Origin of the sequence: Actinoplanes sichuanensis (assembly GCF_033097365.1) — a bacterium.
In the GTDB taxonomy this organism is placed as follows: Bacteria; Actinomycetota; Actinomycetes; order Mycobacteriales; family Micromonosporaceae; genus Actinoplanes; species Actinoplanes sichuanensis.
In genome coordinates this window covers 1,111,003-1,131,532 of the sequence record NZ_AP028461.1, presented here as the reverse complement: position 1 = coordinate 1,131,532, position 20,530 = coordinate 1,111,003, and the positions used below count along the sequence as shown (strand labels likewise).

Genomic DNA, 20,530 nt, shown 5'->3' with positions numbered 1-20,530 from the left:
GGCGGGGCCGATCAGCACCGGCGTCAACCCATCTAGGAGGCGCTGTGCACACTCCGAGTCGACGGACGCCGCCACCACGGCACCGCCGCCCGGCCCGTGGCGTGCCGCCCGCCTACCTGGGGCTCGGCGCTCTGTACCTGGCCGCGCTGGCGATCTCGATGGTCAACCTCGCCTCGGAGCTGTCCTGGTACGAGCCGGCGGCCGAGGTGGCCCGGCTCTCCTTCGGCGTGTTCGGCCTGGTCGCGGCGGTACGCGCGGCCCGGCTGCCGGCCCTGCCACCACGGCTGCGGCAGGCCTGGGGCGCGGTCGCGGCCTGCTTCGCGACGCTCGTCGTCGCGGTGCCGCTGCTGATGATCTTCGGTGACGCCGGGGGCGCGCTCTCACACTGGGACGACGCCACCCATGTGGTGTTCGTGACCGCCCTGCTGATCGCGTTGCAGCGGTTCCCGCTGGCCCCGACGAACCGCCGGGACCGGATCAAGGCGGGTGTCGACGCGCTGACCGTGATGGCCGGCGGGTCGGTGGTGCTCTGGTACACCGCGATCGGCCCGATGCTGCAGCGTTCCGAACTCTCCACCGACGTGCTGTTCAGCGCCGCCGTCTACCCGCTCGGCGACCTGGCGCTGCTGTTCAGCGTGGTCCGGGCCCTGCTGCGCGGCGCCGACGAGTCCGCGCAACAGCCGCTGCGTCTGCTCACCGCGGGCACTCTGATCCTGTTCACCGGTGACGCCGTGCACGGGTTCCTGGACGGGCAGATGGACGCGGTGATGCCGGTCTCCTGGCAGTTCATCTGCTGGATCTCGGCCGACGCGCTCCTCGCGGCGGCGGCTCTCACCCAGGGCCGGGCCGGGTCGGCCGCCTCGCTGCGCCACTTCGGCGTCGGCCGGTACATGCCGTTCGTCGCGGTCGCCGTGGCGCAGGTACTGATGCTGACCGAGGCCGCCCGCGACGGCGAGTTCTTCCCGTGGGGCGGGCTCGCCCTGGGCGGGGCGGTGCTCAGTGTGCTCGTGCTCTACCGGCAGACGATCGTCCAGCAGGAGAGCGACGAACGGGCGCTCACCGACGGGCTGACCGGGCTGGCCAACCGGAGCATGTTCCGTAAGGTCTCCTACCGGACCCTGGCCCGCGGCCGCCGGATGTCGGTCCTGGTCATCGACATGAACGGGTTCAAACAGATCAACGACACCCTCGGGCACAAGGCCGGCGACCGGGTGCTGGTCGAGTTCGCCGCCGCGCTCCGGCAGTGCGTCCCGGCGCCGGGCCTGCCGGTCCGCCTCGGCGGCGACGAGTTCGCGGTGGTGCTGCCGGAGATCAACAGCGCTGAGGAGGCGTACGACGTGGCCGGCCGGATCGCCGCGGCACTGGGCCCCGTCATGGTCGAGGGACGGCTCATCACCCTCGCGGCGAGCATCGGGGTGGCCGTCACCGATCCCGGCGAACTCACCCACGACGAGATCGTGCACCGCGCCGACCTGGCCATGTACCGGGCCAAGTCGCTCGGCCCGGAGACCCGCTGGGCGATCTGGCAGGAATCCCTGGAACCCGCCGCGCAGGCACCCGCCGTCGAACTTCCGGTCGCCGCCTGATTGCCCACGCTCGTTACGTTGGCGGGCATGGTCACACCGGACGTGCCCCGACGCAGCGACGGCATCCTGGCCGAGTTCCGCATCGAGACCGGACCGGAGCCGCGGATCACGTTCCGCGGGTGCCCGGACGGGGCGTGCACCGCGTCGGCGCCGTACTCGGCCCTGCCGGACCTGATCGCGCACTTCGAATCGCTGCCGATGCTGCGGCCCGCCCCGGCCGGCAGCGGCGAATGGGAACGGCTCGTGCACTACCTGCGGGAGCTGGCCCGGACCGGCGAGCTCACCCCCGATCTGGAGATCCGGGTGGCCCGGGACCGGGTGGCCGCCCACTTCGCGGCGGCGACTGACAGATTTATGCCAGATCCATCAGATCCGATGGGCGGATGAAGCGTGCACTGGCACTGATCCTGTCCGCTGTACTCGCTGTTCCAGCGGCCGCCTTGTCTTCGCCTGCCTCCTCCTCCGCCTCCTCCGCCTCCTCTCCTTCCGCTCCTTCCTCCTCGGCTGCCGTGATCATCTGGAACGAGAACGCTCAGGCCGCGATCTGGGACGTCGCCCGCGAGAACCCGTGGGTGCAGAGCCGAAGCTTCGCGATGGTGCAGGGGGCCGTCTACGACGCGGTCAACGCCATCGCCGGGCAGCCCTACCAGCCGTATCTGTCGGCACCCCGGACCACCGGACGGGAATCCACCGACGCCGCCGTCGCGGCCGCCGCCCATCGGGTCCTGACCGCGCTCTTCCCGGCCCAGCGGGACCGGCTCCAAGCCCAGTACGACGAGTTCCTGGCCAGCATCCCGGACGGCCGGGCCGAACAGTCGGGCATCGCCGTCGGCGAGCGCACCGCCGACGCCATGCTCGCGTCCCGGTCCGGCGACGGCGCGTTCGGGGTGGAGGCGTTCCCGGTCGGCACCGAACCCGGCCAGTGGCGGCCCACCCCGCCCACGTTCGCCAACGCCGGTGCCTGGTCGGCCGATCTGCGGCCGTTCGTGCTGCCCCGAGCCGACATGTTCCGGACCGCCGGGCCGCCGTCGCTGACCGGCGCCACCTACACCCGCGACTTCGGCGAGATCAAGGCGATCGGGGCGGTGAACAGCACCACCCGGACCGCCGACCAGACCGACGCCGCCCGCTGGTGGCACGACCGGCGACTCGGCCAGTGGGAGATCAACCGGCAGCTCGCCGTCACCCAGCGGCTCTCCTCCGTGCAGACCGCCCGACTCCTCGCCATGGTCAACATCGCCGCGTCGGACGCCAACACGGCCTGCTTCAACGAGAAACGACACTGGGGCTTCTGGCGACCGGTCACCGCGGTCCAGCTCGCCGAGACCGACGGCAACCCGGACACCACGGGCGACCCGTCGTGGATGCCGCTGCTGATCACCCCGGGCAGCCCCGACTACACGTCCGGGCACGCCTGCGCGACCGGCTCCAACATGACGATCCTGCGCTTGTTCTTCGGCCGCGACGACATCCCGTTCCACGCGACGAGCGCCGACACCGGAACCACCCGCTACTTCACCAGCTTCTCCGGCGCCCTCACCGAACTCGTCAACGCCCGCGTGTGGGGCGGCATCCACTTCCGCTCAGCCGACACGGCAGGCGCCGGGATCGGCGCCAAGACCAGCCTCTACCTCTACCTGCACGCTTTCCGTCGGCGCTGACCCACCCCGTTCGCACCAGGCTGGTCGTGAGGGCTGTTCCGGCGTGCATGGAACAGCTCCCATGACCAGACAGGCAGGGCCGTTGCGTTCTCGCGGGCAGGCGCTCTGAGCTGGGATGATGTCGAGTGATCGGCCTATATGGAGGCGGATGGAGCGGGTGAAGCCCTCAAGGTGATCATGGAGTTCTTGACGCTGCACGACCACCGAGGACTCCACCCGCCGATGGCATCATCTCTGATCTGCGTACTGACCGTGACAACCCCTGGCATCGACACGCCACCGCCGCCGGTCACCGACGGTGAACACGGCGGGCTCCTGGCCGCCGCGAGCCTGGTCCCGGACCCGCGGAATCCTCGCGGGGTGCGATATCCGCTGGCAGCGCTGCTCGCCGTCGCGGTCTGCGCCGTCCTGGCCGGCGCCACCTCGTTCACGGCGATCGCCGACTGGCTGTACGACCTGGACGAGCCGGACCAGCGACGGCTCGGGTTCGACCGGGGCTTGCCTGCCGGCACCACGGTATGGCGACTATTGACCCGACTCGACGATGCCCCGGTCGGCAGCGTCCTGGCGGGCTGGCTCCGCACCCGCACACCACCGCTCGCCGTTCCCCGGCCGCGCCGCTACCGGACCGTGATCGCCGTCGACGGCAAGACATTGCGCGGCGCCCGTCTGCCCGACGGGCGTCAAACGCATCTGCTGTCCGCGCTGGACACCAGCACCGGCATCGTCCTCGCCCAGGTCACGGTCGATACGAAGAGCAACGAGATCCCGTCGTTCACACCACTGCTCGACGCCGTGGAGAACCTGCTGGGCAGCCTTACCGGGGTGCTGATAGTCGCCGACGCCCTGCACACCCAGACCGGCCACGCCGAGCAGATCACCCGCCGCGGCGCACACCTGCTACTGCAGGCCAAAGGCAACCAGCCCACCCTCCATGCCCAGCTCAAAGCCGTTCCCTGGGCGCAGATCCCGGTCGGTGACCGCACCCGCGAGCGTGGTCACGGCCGCAAGGAGACCCGCACGGTCAAGGCCGTCACCCTGCAGACCCCGGGCGGGATCGCGTTCCCGCACGCCCGGCAAGCCGTCCGGATCACCCGGACCCGCACCACCGGCGGCAAGACCAGCCGGGAGACCGCCTATCTGGTCACGTCCCTTCCCGCTGCCGACGCTCAGCCCGCTGACCTGCAGAAGTGGGCCAGATCGGAGTGGTTGATCGAGAACCAGGTCCACAACGTCCGAGATGTCACGTTCCGTGAAGATCTTCATCAAGCCCGGACCGGCACCGGACCCGCCGTCATGGCGACACTGCGTAACACCGCGATCGGCTGGCACCGCATCAACGGCGAAACCAACATCGCCCGCGCCAACCGCCGCGCCGACCGCCGTTCAAACGACCTCATCACGGCCGTGACCAGCAGCTACCGGAACATGCAATGACCCTGTGACCAGACAGGCGTCCCGGCGGTCGCGTTTCGGCGTTGAGATGGGCGGACGTCACGGGGACGGGCACAGCGCCGTTCACAGCTCGTACAAAGATTAAGGTCTTGTTTCCAAGGCGGGTTTGTTCTTTTTTGTTCGGACATAAGAAATTCATGAACGTCATCATCCGGTGACGTCCGGCTCCCGTAGATCTGTGTAGTCCGAATCGGACGACACAAAGGAGCCGATCATGCCCCTCTCCCCCCGTCCCGTGATGGCCGTAGTCACGGCCACCCTGATCACTCTCGGCCTGCTGGCGTCCCCGGCCCAGGCCGCGCCCACCGGAATCCCGTCGAAGTCGACGGCGCAGACCTACCTCACCGCACTGACCGTCGCGGCCGAGGCGAACGCGAGCACCTACGACCGCGACCTGTTCCCGCACTGGATCACCATCTCCGGGACCTGCAACACCCGCGAGACGGTGCTGAAGCGGGACGGCACGAACGTGGTCGTCAGCTCGGCGTGCGCCGCCACCTCCGGCTCGTGGTACTCCCCCTACGACGGCGCCACCTGGACCGCGGCCTCGGATCTCGACATCGATCACGTGGTTCCGCTGGCCGAGGCGTGGCGTTCCGGCGCCAGCGCCTGGACCACCAGCAAGCGGCAGAGCTTCGCCAACGACCTGACCCGCCCGCAGCTGATCGCGGTCACCGACAACGTGAACCAGTCCAAGAGCGACCAGGACCCGTCGACCTGGCAGCCGTCGGTCACCTCGTACCGGTGCACCTACGCCAAGATGTGGATCGCGGTCAAGTACTACTGGTCGCTGACCCTCCAGTCGTCGGAGAAGACCGCGCTCCAGACCATGCTCAACACCTGCTCCAGCTGACCACTATCGGTCAGATGAAGTAGTCCCGGATCTCCGGAACCCGGAGGGCGGCCATGGTGCCGCCCTCCGGTGGTGGGGTTACTCCCGCCAGCCAGAACGTGGTCACATCGGTAAGCAGCGCCTCATCGTCGCGACCGCCCCGATCACGCAGACACCATTCGAGCAGCCCGGCCGGCGAGTCGTTAAACGCCACCGCCGCGGCCCCGAGCCCATCGTCCGGCTTCGCCGCCTCTTCCAGACCATCCAGTTGTACGCGGAAAGCGCGCTCCGGATGAAGCTCGGCGAGCATGGCCGCGACAGGTGTTCCGAAACCGCCCCCGTGCACGCCGTATCGGACATAGCCCAGCCGAGCCATGAGTTCCGCCCAGGCTTCGGCCGTCTGTTCCGCGCCGGCCCGCACCCCACCGAACGGGAACCCCGGCAATGTCGGAACGACCAGGTGGAAGTCGGTCGCCAGCACCCTGAGATCGTCGAGAATCCCGAAGACGGTGCCCGGCCCGCCGCGCCCCACGATCAGCGGCAACGCTCCCGGCTTCTGTGAACGCACGTGCAGAAAGTGCACCCGGCACCCGTTGACAGTGGCGATGAACTGCGGAAACGAGTTGAGGCGAGCCTCCTGCCGCCGCCAGTCGAAGTGGGCCTGCCAGTGCTCGACGAGTCCGGTCAACTCGGCCCACCCGGTCCCGGCCGGCCATCGGGTGCGGGCCAGCCGTTCGACCAGGCCGTCGAGATCGTCCTGGGGCACGTCCACACGGAAGGACTCGATCACCCTGTAGGTTTACCGCGTTTCGGACAGCCGGTGTTCCAGGTAGGCGCGACATTCCGGCCACTCCTCGGCCACCACCGAGAACAGGGCCGAATCCCGCAGCCGACCGGCCTCGCCCGGAGCCCAGGATCGGGACCAGTTCCGCAGCACCCCTTCGAACCGGGCACCGACCCCGGCGATGGCGGCCCGCGACCGGGCGTTGCGGGCGTCCGTACTCAGCCCGACCCGGCGCGCGCCCCACCCCTCGAAAGCGTGCTTGAACAGCAGATACTTGGCTTCCAGGTTGATTCCGGAGCGCTGCGCCGAAGCGGCCAGCCAGGTGAATCCGACATCGATCGCGGAGAGCGGCTCACCGCGCGGATCCCAGTAGGCGGTGACACCGACGGCCCGCCCGGCCTGCCGGCTGATCTGCGCATACGGCGCCAGCCCGACCCGAGCGACCTGCTCAGCGATGTACCCGTCGACGGTCGCCGCGGTAGGCACCCAAGTCCAGCCATAGGACTCACGCGACTCCCCGGCGGCCGCGGCCAGATCGGCGGCGTGCCACTCCCCCAACGGTTCAAGCCGGACAAAACGGCCATGCAGAACAGGATGCTCTAAAGCAGTCATGAGAGTCCCCTTGGGCTCGCGGCTTGTCCAGCGCAGGTCGCACTGAACCCGGTCATCACCCGGGGCACCCCGCCCACGAAGCGGAGGGTTGCCGGCCAGCAAGCCGGGGCTGATCGCTGGCACTCATGACCCGCGCGAAACATACCACCGCGCCCCCACGAATCTCGCCCCGGTTTCCTCCACCACACCGCCCGCCGAACCCCGCGCCCCCACCCGCACCGCGGCCCGCCGCGCTCCCACCCACCGCACCGCCACGCCACCGCCCGCCGGACCCGCGCCACCACCGCACCACCGCACCACCGCCCGCCGGACCGCGCGCCACGTCGCGGTCCACCGTCACCGCCACCGCACCACCGCACTGCGCCACGTCGCGGTCCACCACCGCACCGCCCACCACGCTTCCACCCGCCGCGCCGCACGACCGCCCACCGCACCGGTGCCCGCCGCCTTGCCGCCCCGCCGCGCCGCCGTGCCGTCCGCACCGCCGCACCGCCGCACCGCCGCACCGCCGCACCGCCGTGCCGTCCGCACCGCCGCGCCGTCCGCACCGCCGCGCCATCGCGCCACCCGCGGCGTGCTGCACCGCTGCCCGCCGCACCACCACACCACCCGCGCCACCACACCACCCGCACCACCACACCACCCGCACCACCACACCACCCGCACCACCCGCACCACCACACCACCCGCACCACCACACCACCCGCACCGCCGCACCACCCGCACCGCCGCACCACCCGCGCCGCCGCACCATCGCGCCAACCGCGCCGCGCTGCGCGGCAGCCCGCCGCGACACCGCGCCGTCGCGCCGCAGGGAGACGCACTGCGCGGCCCGGGCGAAGCAAGATGGGAACCGCCAAAGCGGCCCCGGCGCTGCCAGCGGTAATACCGGATCGCTGGCGACGAAAGCGAGGCCCACCTCGGGCCGGAAAACAACGTCGGCCGGGAGGCGAAGGCAGCTAAACGGTGGCGAGGGCGACCGCCGCCTCGTCCAGAAGAGGGGCGGCGGTGTCGACGGAGGCGTTCACGATGAAAGTGAACGCCAACCGCCGCCCACCGGCGCCGGTCACGTAACCGGACAGCGCGTTCACCCCGGACAGCGTGCCGGTCTTGGCGCGGACGTTTCCGGCAGCCGCAGTACCCCGCATCCGGTTACGCAGCGTGCCACCGACCATCGGGTCTGCTGAGCCCGCGACGGGCAGCGCCGCCCGGAAAGTGGGGAACCACGTGCGCCGCTGTGCCTTCTCCAACACGGTCGTCACCTGCCGGGCGGTAACCCAGTTACGGCGGCTGAGACCGGACCCGTCACCCATGGTGAGCAGCCTGGTATCGACGCCGAGACGTCCGAGGGCACCTGTCGCCGCGGCCAGACCGGTCGGCCAACTGCCCGGCCGCGCCGGATCGGCGGCCCGTGACATCGCCTTGACCAGTAGCTCAGCGATTCCGTTGTTGGACAGCTTCAGGAACGGCGGCAGGATCTCGGCGAGCGGCCGGGAAACCTGCGCGGCCACGGCTCGGGTGCCACCGGGCGTCACACCCCGCGAGGTCGGCCCGCTCACGGTCACCCCATGTCGCCGTAACGCCGCCCGGAACAGGCCTGCCGCGGTGGCCGCCGGATCTGGCACCGAGACCAGCGCGGACCCGGAACGACCGGCCGCCACCGAGCCACTCAGCGTGACGACCGCCCGGCCGTGTGCCCGAACCGCCCCGACACTGTCCCCACTCCGGGTGACGGCCCGGTTGATCACCCGAACACTTCCGGTCGGCGGCCAGACCCGCACCGTGGGCCGCCGCCCCGCCACACCCCGATATCGGATCTCCACGGCCGCGTTGTCGAACCGCTCGTTCGCCGCGAACGACAGCGCCGAAACCGGCGCGGTGAACCCGTAACTCTCGTCTTGCCAGGACCAGTCGAGCCCCAGCGGCACCCGGTCGAACCAGGTGTCGTCGACGATCAACCGCGCATACCGCTTCGCACCGGCCCGGGCCACGGCCGCGGCGAGCCGGTCGATCCGCTCATATGTCAGCGTGGGGTCGCCCTGCCCGCGGAGGTAGAGAACCCGGCCGTGCCCGCGCACGGTGGTCCGGAACCGGTATCCCGCACCCAGCACCTCGAGCGCGGCGGCCGCGGTCAGCAGTTTCTGGTTGGAGGCGGGAAGCACCCGCACGTCTGGATCATGCTGGTAGACGACCCGCCCGCCGACCGCCTCGCGGACCTCGACCGCCACCGTCGCACCGACCAGCCGTTGATCGGTGAAGATCTGCTCCAGCCGGGCGACGAGCGGATCCGTCGGCGCGGGCGCCGCGACGGCCGGGCCGGGCGGGATCAACAGGACACCAGCGAGAATCACCGAGACAGCACGCATCACCCTGATGGTCACACGCTCGGTGTGGACGGCCCGGCGACCCACCGCCGCGGTCCCCCTTCGGATGACCAGCACTTCCATGCCCGCCATCGTGCCCGCCGGGATGGAGCGGACACGATAGCGCCAGCGTGAGTCTTCAAGGTAGCCCCAGCGTTACCCCACACCAGGCAACCGCCCAGCCGTCACCCGATGCCGACAACCGCCCAGCGGTCACCCCACACCAGGCAACCGCCCAGCCGTCACCCCACACCAGGCAACCGCCCAGCCGTCACCCCACGCCCAACAACTGCAGGGTCAGCGGATCAGGCCCGTCGTAGTACCGGCCGAGCACCCGCTCGAAAACGCCGGCCTCGTCGCCCGCCCGAAGCCACGCGGGCGACCCCGCCGCCGCGGGTGCGAATGCCGGCGCGGACGAGGATGAGGACGCTGCACAGGCGAACAGCGTCATCGACGACCGCAGCTTGAGCACGTCCGGATACCCGAGGATCTCCTCAGCGGTACCGCGCTGATGCCCGAGCACCGCCTCGGCACACGCCACGAGACGCGCCCCGAGGACCGGATGAGCCAGATAGGCCCGAGCCTCCTCGAGGTCGCGAATCGCGTACCGCCGGGCGGTGGAACTGACCCCGAGCCCGTCGAGCTGCGGAAACACGAACCACATCCAGTGTCCGCGCTTGCGGCCGTCGGTCAGTTCGGCGAGGGCCTGCTCGTGGACGCCCTCCTGGGCGTCCACGAAGCGCCGCAGGTCAGCCACGGGCCCGTCGGGTCGCGCGGTCGTTGGCCTTCTGGATGGCGTCGACCAGTTCCGCCTTGGTCATCCGCGACCGCCCGGTGACGTCGAGCCGTCTGGCCACGTCGAGCAGGTGCTTCTTGCCGGCGTTGGCGTCGACCCCACCGGCGGTCTCGGCTCTGGTGTCCCGCCCGCCGGCGGCCTTGGCGTCGCTGGGACCCTTCTTCGCCTTGGGTTCCCAGTGGTCACCGACCTTCTCGAAGGAGTGCTTAACCGCGGAGAACGCGGTGCGATGGGCCCGCTCCCCTTCGCCGTACTGGTCGACGGCCGAGTCGTGGGTCTTGATGAACGTGTCCTGCGCCTTCTTCGGCGAGCGCTTGAGGGTGTCGGGGAGTTCGTCACGTCCAGGCATACCGAAGGGGTTCCCGGCCGTGCGGAGACGAAACTCAGAGCGCCCCGAACCGGGCGAACCGCACTCCGGGCACGGTCGGGCCGGTCCGCCGGGCCACGCCCAGTCCGCTCACTCCTTCGACGGTGACCTCGACGATGTCCGCGTCGGCGAACAGGGTGGTCTCCCCTCCGGCGGGCATCGTGAGGATCAGGTCGCCGTGGTCGCGTACCTCTCCGCCGGCCGCCGTCAGCCCGGTCGCGCCGCTGATCAGATAGGGGTCGAGGTTGGGATGCGGGGTGGCGATCAGCCGGTCGTCGCGGACCGACAGCACCCAGGGCAGGCTGAGCGTGCCCGGCGCGCCGAGGCGGGCGAGGGCGCAGCGCCGCCCGGAGGCGTCGACGAACGTGACCATCGGGCCGACGTCACCACGGCCGAAGGTGCCCCAGGCCCGGGCGGTGAAGTGCATGCCGTCGTAATTGCCGATGCCGTAGGTGAGCTCCCGTCCGGCGGTCAGAAGGAGCACCCACGATCCGTCCAGGGGGAACAGTCGGGGGCAGCCCCAGGTGGTGCGGTCGCGGAAGACGATCACCCCGTCGTACGCCCAGTTCAGCAGGTCGCCCGAGTGGTACTGGAGAATCCCGGCGGTGCCACCGCGGAGGGTGCCGGCCAGCAGCATCCGCCAGCCTGAGCCGGCCCACCACACGTACGGATCACTCATCTCGGTGACCCCGGACGGTGGCCCGCCGAGCAACGGACCGGAGGGATCGCGCTGCCATCCGGCGAAGCCGGGGGTCGGGGTCGCTCGGGCGACCCCGCCGCCGGTGAGGGTGTGGAAGAGGACCGGGCCGTCCGGGCCGGTGACGACGGTGCCGCAGCGGGCCGCGTCTTCGCCGGTCGGCGGGCCGGCCTCCTGTTCGGTCCAGATGATCAGGTCGTCCGAGGTGGCCCGACCCCAGGCCGTGGCGTCGCCGGAGAGATGCTCGTAGAAGACCTGGTAACCGCCGCCGGAGGCGAGCACGCCGAAGAGGTCGCCGACGCGGCCGGCACGCGGGGTGAAGTGCAGCCGGGGCCGCGGCACTCGTTCCATGCCTCAGCGTGGCATCGACGCCTGTCCCGCGCCAGTGGGCGGACGCGGTTAGTCTGACCGGGTGCCTTACACACCGGGGGAGACGGCGGAGCGACTCGGCGTCAGCATCGACACCATTCGCTACTACGAGAAGATCGGGCTGCTGCACGGCATCCAGCGGACATCGGCCGGCCGGCGGATCTTCTCCGAGGACGACCTGTCCCGGCTCGGGCTGCTGCGCTGCCTCCGCGATTCCGGCATGCCGATCGCGCGGCTGCGCCGCTTCGCCGAGCTGCTGCAACTCGGCGACGAGGGCGCCGAGCAGCGCACGGCGCTGCTGGAGGAACACGACCGGGAGATCGACGAGAAGGTGGATCGGTTGCGGTTGGAGCAGAAGCGGGTACGGGAGAAGATCGCCTGGTACCGGTCGGTGTCGGCATGACCGTCTCGTGGGTGAAGAGCCTGACCTTCGACTGCGCCGACGCCCTGGTCGTGGCCCGGTTCTGGGCGGCGGCGCTGGGCGGCGAGTTGGATGAGGACGCGACCAGCGACAAGGCGTTCGTCGAGGCCCCCGGCTGGGGCGGCCCGAACCTGTGGTTCCAGCGGGTGCCCGAGCCGAAGACCGCGAAGAACCGGCTGCATTTCGACCTGCGCGCGCCGAACGCGGATGTGCCCGCCGAGGTCGACCGGCTGGTCAAGCTCGGCGCCACCGTGGTGACGCCGGGCGAGCTGACCGTCCTGGAGGACCCGGAGGGCAACATCTTCTGCGTGGAGCTCTAGTAACGGCACCTGAGCAGGACCAGCGTGTGGCGTGACACGGTGAACCGCGTACCGGCTCGGGCGGTCTTGCGTCTGGTCGCCAGCAGCGGGTCGGCGGTGTTGGCGGCCACCTCCCAGGTACGCCCGTAGTCGCGCCCCGGCAGGGTGAAGGCGACGTCCTCGTCCAGCGGGTTGAACAGCACCAGGAACGAGTCGTCCCGGATCTCCTCACCGAGCGCGTCGCGTTCCGGGATGCCGTGGCCGTTGAGGAAGACGGTCATGGTCATGCCGCTGCGGGTGTTCCAGTCGGCGTCGGTCATCACCTGGCCGTCGCGGCGCAGCCAGGCGATGTCCGGTAGCGCCGAGTCCCCGGCCGGCTGGCCGGTGAAGAACCGCCGGCGCCGGAAGATCGGGTGGTCGGCCCGGAGCTTGAGCAGCCGCCGGACGAACCCGGTGAGTACATCCTCGTTGCGGGCGTCGACCCAGTCGACCCAGGAGATCTCGCTGTCCTGGCAGTAGACGTTGTTGTTGCCGCGCTGGGTGCGGCCGAGCTCGTCGCCGTGGGCGATCATCGGCACGCCCTGGCTGAGCAGCAGGGTGGCCAGGAAGTTCCGTTTCTGCCGCTCCCGCAGCACGATGATGTCGGCGTTGTCGGTCTCACCTTCGACACCGCAGTTCCACGACCGGTTGTGGCTCTCCCCGTCGCGGTTACCCTCCCCATTGGCGTCGTTGTGCTTCTCGTTGTAGGAGACCAGGTCGTGCAGGGTGAAGCCGTCGTGCGCGGTGACGAAGTTGATCGACGCGATGGGGCGGCGGCCGTCATCCTGGTAGAGGTCGGAACTGCCGGTGAAACGGGAGGCGAACTCACCGAGACTGGACGGCTCACCACGCCAGAAATCGCGGACCGAGTCGCGATACTTGCCGTTCCACTCGGTCCAGTTGGGTGGGAATCCGCCGACCTGATAACCGCCGTCGCCGACGTCCCACGGTTCGGCGATCAGTTTCACCTGCGACACCACCGGGTCCTGGTTGACCAGGTCGAAGAACGCGGCCAGCCGGTCCACCTCGTGGAACTCCCGGGCCAGCGCGGCGGCCAGGTCGAACCGGAACCCGTCGACGTGCATCTCGGTCACCCAGTAGCGCAGGCTGTCCATGATCAGCCGCAGCGACTCGTGATGCCGGACGTTCAGGCTGTTCCCGGTGCCCGTCGTGTCGTAGTAGTACTGCTTGTCCTCGTCCACGAGCCGGTAGTACGCTGGATTGTCGATGCCCCGGAACGACAGCGTCGGGCCCAGGTGGTTGCCCTCGGCGGTGTGGTTGTAGACGACGTCCAGGATCACCTCGATGCCGGCCTGGTGCAGGGCCTTGACCATGGCCTTGAACTCCTGCACCTGGCCACCGCCCTCGGGAAACGACGAATAGCCGTTGTGCGGGGCGAAGAAACCGATCGTGTTGTAGCCCCAGTAGTTGGTGAGGCCACGCTCGATCAGACCGCTGTCGTGGACGAACTGGTGCACCGGCATCAGCTCGACGGCGGTCACCCCGAGCCCTTTCAAATACCTGATCATCGCCGGATGGGCCAGGCCGGAATAGGTACCCCGTACATCTGCGGGGATCTCGGGGTGTTGGATCGTCATGCCTTTGACGTGGGCCTCGTAGATCACGGTCTCATACATCGGGATCTTCAGCGGCCGGTCGTTGCCCCAGTCGAAATACGGGTTGATCACCACGGACCGCGGCGCGAAGGGCGCAGAATCAAAATCATTGAAAGACCCGGAATCACCGAAATTATACGAGAAAAGCGCCTGATCCCAGCGGTAGTTGCCGTCGACGGCCTTCGCATAGGGGTCGAGCAGCAGTTTCGACGGGTTGCAGCGCAGCCCCCGCGACGGGTCGTAGGGGCCGTGCACCCGGTAGCCGTACCGCTGCCCCGGCACGACCCTGGGCAGGTAGCCGTGCCAGACCAGCGCCTCCCGCTCCGGCAGGTCGATCCGGGTCTCCTTGCCGTCCTCGTCGAACAGGCACAACTCGACGCGGGTGGCCGCCTCGGAGAAGAGCGCGAAGTTGGTGCCCCCACCGTCATAGGTGGCGCCCAGCGGGTACGGATTGCCCGGCCAGATATGCATGGCCCCCACCTTGCCCAATAAGCGCGACGAGGAAAACTGTGATCAGGTCAACGCCGCCATCAGCAGGCGCCCCGCGATCGCCGGCGTGTCACCGCCCATCTTCAGCGTGTTCACCGAGAACACCATCCGCCGGCTCAGGTCCAGGGTCGCGCCCATCCCGTTGTTGTAGCCCGGCCGGTCGCCCGACTTGCCCCAGATCTCCACGCCATCGACGATCAGCCGGCTCAGCCCGCAGCCGTACGCCGCCGTCTCGAACGGCACGGTCAGCATCGCCCGCAGCTCACGCGGCGGCAGCAGCCGGCCGCCCAGCAGCGCGGCCAGGAAGCGGTCCAGATCCGCGGTCGTCGAGATCATCTCGGCGGCGGCCCACTGCAACGACGGGTTGGCCCTGGTCACGTCGACGTACTCGCCGTCGATCAGCTCGTAGCCGTGCGCGTGCGGACCCGGGATCGCGGTGTGCGTACCCGGCAGATAGGTGTGGCGCAGGCCGAGCGGCCGAAGGATGCCACGGCGGATCGCGTCCGCGTACGGCCGCCCGGTCACCTTCTCGATCACCAGCCCGGCCACGATGTAGCTGACATTGCCGTACACCTGCTTGTCACCCGGGGTGAACAGCGGCTCCTCGTTCCACAGCACCTGGTAACCGGGCTCGAACGTGTCGAACCGGTGCGCCAGGAACCACTCGCGCTCCTTGTGCGGAATCTCCCGGGCCCTCAGCCCACTGGTGTAGTCGAGCAGGTGCCGCACCGTGCCCGAATAGCCCTCCGGCAGCCGTTCCGGCAGGTAGCGGCGCACCGGCGCATCCAGCTCGACCAGCCCGGCCGCCACCAGCTGCAGCATCGCGGTCGCGGTGAACGCCTTGGTCATGCTGCCGATCCGGAACCGGGCATCCCACGGCACCGGGCTGCCGCTGCGCACGTCACCCACCCCGGCGCGGCCGCGCCAGCGCCCGGCCGACCCTTCGACGCGGACCAGGGCGCCACTCACCGCCGGGTCGAGCGGGTCCAGCGCTGCGGCGAGCGCGGTCTCATTAACACCTTGGGCGTACGCGGGGACGCGCCCCGTGAGCGCCAGGGCGGTTCCGGCGAACGCGGCTCCGAGCAGGGTACGACGCTGCATGTCAGACAACCTCCGAAGTGGACTGGAACCCACTCTTCCCGGCCGGGTCGTCATGGTCATCCGGGCTGTTCCCGGAGCCGTACCCCTAGGAGATTTCAGCAACACCCCGGGGTTTCCCGGAAAGATCACGGGTAGAACCGGGAGAGTGCAACCGCGTCGCTATCTGATCCTGGCCATCTGCTGCATGAGCCTGCTGATCATCAGCCTCGACGTCACCATCGTGAACGTCGCGCTGCCCGCGATGGCCGAGGACCTGGACGCGCCGGTGTCCGGCCTCCAGTGGATCATCGACGCGTACCTCCTGGTCCTGGCCAGCCTCCTGGTCCTGGCCGGCTCGACGGGCGACCGCATCGGTCGGCGTCGCGTCTTCCAGTCCGGGCTGGCACTGTTCACGATCGGTTCGCTGCTGTGCAGCCTGGCGCCGAGCCTGGAGTGGCTGATCGGATTCCGGACGATCCAGGCGGTCGGCGGTTCGATGCTCAACCCGGTCGCCATGTCGATCATCACGAACACGTTCACCGAGCCCCGCGAGCGGGCCCGCGCGATCGGCGTGTGGGGCGCGGTGACCGGTTTCAGCATGGCCCTCGGCCCGCTGGCCGGTGGTTTCCTGGTGCACTCGTTCGGCTGGCCGTCCATCTTCTGGATCAACGTGCCGGTCGGCATCGTCGCGTTCCTGCTGGCCTGGCGGTTCATCCCGGAGTCGCGGGCCGAGCATCCGCGCCGCCTCGACCCGGTCGGTCAGGTCCTGGTGCTGACCCTGCTGGCCGCGCTGACCTTCGGCATCATCGAGGGCCCGTCCGAAGGCTGGTCGTCCCCGCTCATCATCGGCTGCTTCACGCTGGCCGTCGCCGCGCTCGCCGCCCTGCTGTGGTGGGAGCCGCGCCGCGAGGAGCCCCTGATCGAGCTGCGCTTCTTCCACAGCGCCCCGTTCACCGGCGCCACCCTCGTCGCGATCTGCGCGTTCGCCTCGCTGGGCGGTTTCCTCTTCTTGAACACCCTTTACCTTCAGCAGGTACGGGGGCTGTCCGCGCTGGAGGCGGGCCTGTACACCCTGCCGATGGCGCTGATGACGATCGTCGCGTCACCGCTGTCCGGCCGCCTGGTCGGAACCCGCGGCACCCGCCTGCCGCTACACATCTCCGGCGTGTCGATGGCGGCGGGCGTGGCCCCTCTGATCTGGGCCGGCCCGTCGACGCCCGCATGGCAACTGTTCGCCGGCTACCTGCTCTTCGGTTTCGGCTTCGGCATGGTCAACACCCCGATCACCAACACCGCGGTCTCCGGCATGCCCCGGGCCAGGGCCGGGGTCGCCGCCGCCATCGCGTCGACAAGCCGCCAGGTGGGCAGCGCCCTGGGCGTGGCGGTGATCGGCGCCGTGGTGGCCTCCGGCAGCACCCCCGCCGACCAGGCGGGCTGGTGGATCCTGTGCGCCTTGGGCATCGCGGTCCTGCTGATCGGCCACATCACATCGGGCTCGTGGGCCCGCTCCACGACAACCCACGCCACACCCACCCGGGTCCCGGCCTGACTTCGCTCGTCGGTTCCGCCAGTCCCTTCTCCGGCGTCGCACCCCCTTTCCGACGCCCCCAGCGGCCGAGCACCCGTCCTCACGGCCGACCCGCACCTGTCACCCGCCGAGCGGCGCGCCCTCTGCCGACGGCCGCCGTCCTCCCCTCACGGCCGACCAGCGCACCCCCTACCGACGGCCGCCGTCCTCCCCTCACGGCCGACCAGCGCACCCCCTACCGACGGCCGCCGTCCTCCCCTCACGGCCGACCAGCGCACCCCCTACCGACGGCCGCCATCCTCCCTCACGGCCGACCAGCGCACCCCCTACCGACGGCCGCCATCCTCCCTCACGGCCGACCAGCGCACCCCCTACCGACGGCCGCCATCCTCCCTCACGCCCGGCCACCGGCGGTCTCCCCCAGCGGCCCATAGCCCCGGTCACCGCCATTCGCCCGCCCCGGCGGCCGACGGTCCGATCCAAGCCGCGTGCAGCCACCCATCCCCTCCCCGGAAGGGCGGTGAGCTGCGGCTTTATCCGTACTGGTCGCTGCGAGGCCGGGGACGGCGGGCGGCGGCTATCTTCGACGCCTCGGTGCTCCGCGCTCCCACCAGTCTTGTGCCGGCCCTTTGCGGATCAACGCCGCGGTGAACTCCGGCTGAGTCAGATTGCAGAATTTCCACAGCTCCTTCGCCGCCCGAGAGTATTGGAACAGGATCTCGTCGAACTCGAAGGCGTCGAGCTCACCGGCGCGGTAGGCATCCAGCGCGACACCTACCTGGTTCACCAGAGTTCGCAGCTCAGCCTCGTGGTAATCCCTGACCGCCGAACGAGCGGCCCGCCGCTCTCCCGCACCCGACACGAAGCAGAGATTACCCAGCGCGGCCGACGTGTCCCCCGTTCTCCTCTGGACCGATCCACCTTGAGGCCCGGCGGAGAGTCACCGGTGCTGAATCGCGACCACCCGTCCTCAGATCAAGTCAGACCGCTCGAACGTCGCCAGACCTTCCGGTCGATCACGATCTCAGCAGCCCATGCGCATGCAGCCGCACTGAGCCGAGCCTTCTGACGCCCCCGAACCGACCAGCCGACGGGATGAAGGCCGCCTGCTGCCGCTGCTTCACTCTGCAGTTCGACGTGCCCGAATCCGGCCTCCGTACGAGAACGTTTTTGGCACCCTATTGTGAATATAGCTGTGGATAAGTTTGGCATGATCAAATACTGACACTCGCGGAGCGGGATGGGGAGAATTCGTGAATGGGACAGGGGTCATTGTTCAGCAGGTCGGAGATCGCTTCGATGCGCGACCGAACCCGGTCCAGAAACTATTCAGCAGCCCGCGACGAATTCCGCCGCGAACACGAACGACACCGCACATGGGGCTTGCAACGCCGCCACGCCGAAAAGCTACGACGGCTCCGTCAGAATGAACCCGCGCCAAACAGTGGGGACAACCAGAGCCCCACCAAAGGTCACGACGAGCCACCACCCACGAGCACCAGCCAGACATCACGCGCAGGGTCCGGTCAGCCACCCGCTCCGGGAAGCGGTCAGCCTCACAGCAGAAACAGTCATCCTCGCAGCAGAAGCGGTCAGCCCCACGCCGCCGAAAGCAGCCCTGCGCCAACCGAGCGGATCACCCGAAAACCTCAGCCGCGAAACGGCAAGGCACCCGCAGCAGGAGGCATCCATGACCCTCACGCACAGCGCGAACAGGTGCCTGCCACGGAAAATCAGGTACTCACCAGGGACGTGAGTCGGATACCTGCGACGGCCGGCAGCCAAACATCAGGCATCGGAATCGGCCCAGCGCCCGCCGCGGACGGCGGCCAGCAGCCCGAAATCAAAAACAACCAGAAACCCGCCGCAGACGGCAGCCCGGCACCCGACATCGAAAGCAACCGAGTAACCGGTTCGGACTTCGCCCGGATTCCCTTCGCCGGAAGAAGCCGTATGGTCGCGTTGCGAAGCGGTATCAAGCTTCTTACGAAAATCAGCGAAGCGCTCGGCTCAAGCACCAGCCGGTTTCCTTTCACAAGGCCCAGCGAAGGGCCTGCAGCAGTCGGCGCCCCGGCAATTCCGGTGGCATTCCACAACGTGGTGAACGAAAAACGGCGAGAGGTTCCCACCTACGCGAAAATCGCCGCACGTCTCATTGCCTGCAACCCAACGCAGCCGGCCCTGGCGATGAGCACCCGCCCCTGCCGCCCCGGCCCAATCATCGCCACTCCAGCGGGCGTCATCATCTCTGGATACAACTCAGCCGTCACCGTCCCCCGACGTCGCGCCCCGCCGCCACCCCGCCAGTACCGCCCCGAGCGACCACCCACGATCACCACCACCCACCACCCACCATCCAGCCATCACCACCCAACCACCACCCGTCACCACCCCGCCCACCATCACCCCGCGATCACCGTGCCGCACTGACCGACCATCACCGCCCCACCTTCATCGTCCGCATCCAGCCGACGAGATCATGGCCAGCCGCCGTCGGCCGTCGCCCGTGCTCTGTTCTTGGTGACTTGATGGCTGATCGCCGCCCGTCGATGGATCTCGGCAACTGGGAGCGGGTGAATGGCTTCGTCCCGGACCCCGACAGGCATGACGGACGCGGCAAGGAGGGGATAGTGCTTGGCGGTGATGTCGCTGGTCAGCCCGAATCTGGAGGGTGCGGGCGGCCTTGCTCGCGCCGTTTCAGATGGCTCGCTGTGGTTTTCGAATGTGGGTGGTCGCCGCGGGATTTTGGTCACGGTTGCACTCGTTGATGTTGGTTCTGCCTGTGTCTGCGGTGGTTACCCGGTGGTGGTTGGTGACAGATTGGGCGATTGGTCAGTTTCTCGCTTCTCGTATCGGTCTCCGCCTATGTCATCGGTCTGGATCTTCGAGGGGTCTGCGGCACCTCGACGACGGTAGGTGACGCGCGTGCGGATGGCCGGTTCGACTGGTGGCGGAGACGGGGCACCGGCAGCACGGGCGCCGAAGATCGGCGGGGTTTGCGGAGGGTGGCTCCGGCAGCGCCCGATGGAGACGACGGATGGTGACAGGAACAGCGGAGACGAGGCGAGGCGGCGGAGACGGGCCAGGCGGAGCGGCACAAGGCGAGGCGGAGCGGCGGAAGGACCGGAGGCGGGCACGGAGGCCGGGCGAGGTAGCGGAGGCCCAGCTGGCGGGAAAGGCCCGGCTGGCAGGAAAGGATCGGCTGGCGGGAAAGGATCGGAGGACCGCGAAGTAACGGAAATGACCGAGAGTCCAGCGAGGCAGCCGAAGGACCGGCCAAGCAGCCGAAGGACCGGCCAAGCAGCCGAAGGACCGGCCAAGCAGCCGAAGGACTGGAGGTGGGCCGGGGAACGGATCGGAGGCCCGGCGAGGTCTCGGAAAGGACCGGAGGCGGGCGGGTGGGGGAAGGAGCGGGGGCTCGGTGAAGTGGGAAAGGGCCGGGGTGCGGGGCGGGTTGCGGTACTTGTTGGCCGTTTTGGTGGGTGGGGTGGCGGCAAAGGTGATGTCGGGGGACGGGAAATGGTGCTAGTCCTTAG

General features: G+C 69.4%; 19 protein-coding genes and 1 riboswitch. Of the genes, 10 read left to right on the top strand and 9 right to left on the bottom strand.

Features of this window, described 5'->3' with window-relative positions; genetic code table 11:
• The first annotated feature begins 44 nt into the window (after positions 1-44).
• The 5 genes from Q0Z83_RS04900 (at position 45) to Q0Z83_RS04880 (ending at position 5,555) form a co-directional block, all read left to right on the top strand.
• Positions 45-1,586: a GGDEF domain-containing protein gene (locus tag Q0Z83_RS04900; RefSeq protein WP_317792580.1), complete on the top strand. Its 1,542-nt coding sequence runs from the start codon at positions 45-47 to the stop codon at positions 1,584-1,586.
• Positions 1,587-1,613: 27 nt separating this feature from the next.
• Positions 1,614-1,973 carry a hypothetical protein gene (locus Q0Z83_RS04895; protein WP_317792579.1) on the top strand — a complete coding sequence of 120 codons (360 nt, stop codon included), beginning with the start codon at positions 1,614-1,616 and terminating at the stop codon, positions 1,971-1,973.
• Between the two features lie 122 nt (positions 1,974-2,095).
• On the top strand, positions 2,096-3,247 hold the full coding sequence (locus Q0Z83_RS04890) for a vanadium-dependent haloperoxidase (RefSeq protein WP_317792578.1): 1,152 nt from the start codon (positions 2,096-2,098) through the stop codon (positions 3,245-3,247).
• A 222-nt stretch (positions 3,248-3,469) separates the two neighbouring features.
• Positions 3,470-4,684 (top strand): ISAs1 family transposase, encoded by a 1,215-nt coding sequence (locus tag Q0Z83_RS04885; protein ID WP_317792577.1) that lies wholly within the window; start codon positions 3,470-3,472, stop codon positions 4,682-4,684.
• A 256-nt stretch (positions 4,685-4,940) separates the two neighbouring features.
• Entirely contained in the window at positions 4,941-5,555 is a 615-nt protein-coding gene (locus Q0Z83_RS04880; RefSeq protein ID WP_317797030.1) for an HNH endonuclease family protein, read from the top strand.
• 10 nt (positions 5,556-5,565) lie between these two features.
• On the opposite strand, the gene Q0Z83_RS04875 is transcribed toward Q0Z83_RS04880, so the two are convergent.
• Together Q0Z83_RS04875 and Q0Z83_RS04870 are read right to left on the bottom strand one after the other, a co-directional pair.
• Entirely contained in the window at positions 5,566-6,324 is a 759-nt protein-coding gene (locus Q0Z83_RS04875) for an epoxide hydrolase family protein (protein ID WP_317792576.1), read from the bottom strand.
• Between the two features lie 9 nt (positions 6,325-6,333).
• Positions 6,334-6,876: a GNAT family N-acetyltransferase gene (locus tag Q0Z83_RS04870; protein ID WP_317792575.1), complete on the bottom strand. Its 543-nt coding sequence runs from the start codon at positions 6,874-6,876 to the stop codon at positions 6,334-6,336.
• A gap of 68 nt (positions 6,877-6,944) precedes the next feature.
• Positions 6,945-7,061, bottom strand: a riboswitch (SAM riboswitch).
• Here Q0Z83_RS04870 and Q0Z83_RS04865 point away from each other — a divergent pair.
• Complete coding sequence (locus tag Q0Z83_RS04865; RefSeq protein WP_317792574.1) at positions 7,019-7,816, top strand: hypothetical protein; 798 nt, start codon at positions 7,019-7,021, stop codon at positions 7,814-7,816. (Overlaps the previous riboswitch by 43 nt.)
• A 73-nt stretch (positions 7,817-7,889) precedes the next feature.
• Here Q0Z83_RS04865 and dacB read toward each other — a convergent pair whose 3' ends face one another.
• From dacB to Q0Z83_RS04845, 4 genes are all read right to left on the bottom strand, one after another.
• Positions 7,890-9,296: a D-alanyl-D-alanine carboxypeptidase/D-alanyl-D-alanine endopeptidase gene (gene dacB / locus Q0Z83_RS04860; RefSeq protein ID WP_317792573.1), complete on the bottom strand. Its 1,407-nt coding sequence runs from the start codon at positions 9,294-9,296 to the stop codon at positions 7,890-7,892.
• A 268-nt stretch (positions 9,297-9,564) separates the two neighbouring features.
• Positions 9,565-10,050, bottom strand: a complete 486-nt coding sequence (locus Q0Z83_RS04855; RefSeq protein ID WP_317792572.1) for a DUF1810 domain-containing protein — start codon at positions 10,048-10,050, stop codon at positions 9,565-9,567.
• Positions 10,043-10,438 (bottom strand): ChaB family protein, encoded by a 396-nt coding sequence (locus Q0Z83_RS04850; protein ID WP_317792571.1) that lies wholly within the window; start codon positions 10,436-10,438, stop codon positions 10,043-10,045. The genes Q0Z83_RS04855 and Q0Z83_RS04850 overlap by 8 nt, the downstream gene beginning before the upstream one ends.
• 34 nt (positions 10,439-10,472) lie before the next feature.
• Positions 10,473-11,504: a glycoside hydrolase family 32 protein gene (locus tag Q0Z83_RS04845; protein WP_317792570.1), complete on the bottom strand. Its 1,032-nt coding sequence runs from the start codon at positions 11,502-11,504 to the stop codon at positions 10,473-10,475.
• Positions 11,505-11,565: 61 nt separating this feature from the next.
• Between Q0Z83_RS04845 and Q0Z83_RS04840 the strand changes: the two genes are divergently transcribed.
• Complete coding sequence (locus Q0Z83_RS04840) at positions 11,566-11,925, top strand: MerR family transcriptional regulator (protein WP_317792569.1); 360 nt, start codon at positions 11,566-11,568, stop codon at positions 11,923-11,925.
• Complete coding sequence (locus Q0Z83_RS04835) at positions 11,922-12,263, top strand: VOC family protein (protein WP_317792568.1); 342 nt, start codon at positions 11,922-11,924, stop codon at positions 12,261-12,263. Before Q0Z83_RS04840 ends, Q0Z83_RS04835 begins: the two co-directional genes overlap by 4 nt.
• On the opposite strand, the gene glgX is transcribed toward Q0Z83_RS04835, so the two are convergent.
• Both glgX and Q0Z83_RS04825 read right to left on the bottom strand, forming a co-directional pair.
• On the bottom strand, positions 12,260-14,368 hold the full coding sequence (glgX, locus tag Q0Z83_RS04830; RefSeq protein ID WP_317792567.1) for a glycogen debranching protein GlgX: 2,109 nt from the start codon (positions 14,366-14,368) through the stop codon (positions 12,260-12,262). The two genes, Q0Z83_RS04835 and glgX, sit on opposite strands and share 4 nt — an antisense overlap.
• A gap of 42 nt (positions 14,369-14,410) precedes the next feature.
• A complete protein-coding gene (locus Q0Z83_RS04825) occupies positions 14,411-15,487 on the bottom strand; it encodes a serine hydrolase domain-containing protein (RefSeq protein WP_317792566.1) in 1,077 nt (358 codons plus the stop codon).
• A 145-nt stretch (positions 15,488-15,632) separates the two neighbouring features.
• Here Q0Z83_RS04825 and Q0Z83_RS04820 point away from each other — a divergent pair, with 145 nt between their 5' ends.
• Positions 15,633-17,015, top strand: coding sequence for an MFS transporter (locus Q0Z83_RS04820; protein ID WP_317792565.1), 1,383 nt, complete (start codon positions 15,633-15,635; stop codon positions 17,013-17,015).
• 556 nt (positions 17,016-17,571) lie between these two features.
• On the opposite strand, the gene Q0Z83_RS04815 is transcribed toward Q0Z83_RS04820, so the two are convergent.
• Positions 17,572-17,856, bottom strand: a complete 285-nt coding sequence (locus Q0Z83_RS04815) for a hypothetical protein (protein WP_317792564.1) — start codon at positions 17,854-17,856, stop codon at positions 17,572-17,574.
• Positions 17,857-18,710: 854 nt separating this feature from the next.
• Here Q0Z83_RS04815 and Q0Z83_RS04810 point away from each other — a divergent pair.
• A complete protein-coding gene (locus Q0Z83_RS04810) occupies positions 18,711-19,424 on the top strand; it encodes a hypothetical protein (RefSeq protein WP_317792563.1) in 714 nt (237 codons plus the stop codon).
• Positions 19,425-20,530 lie beyond the last annotated feature (1,106 nt).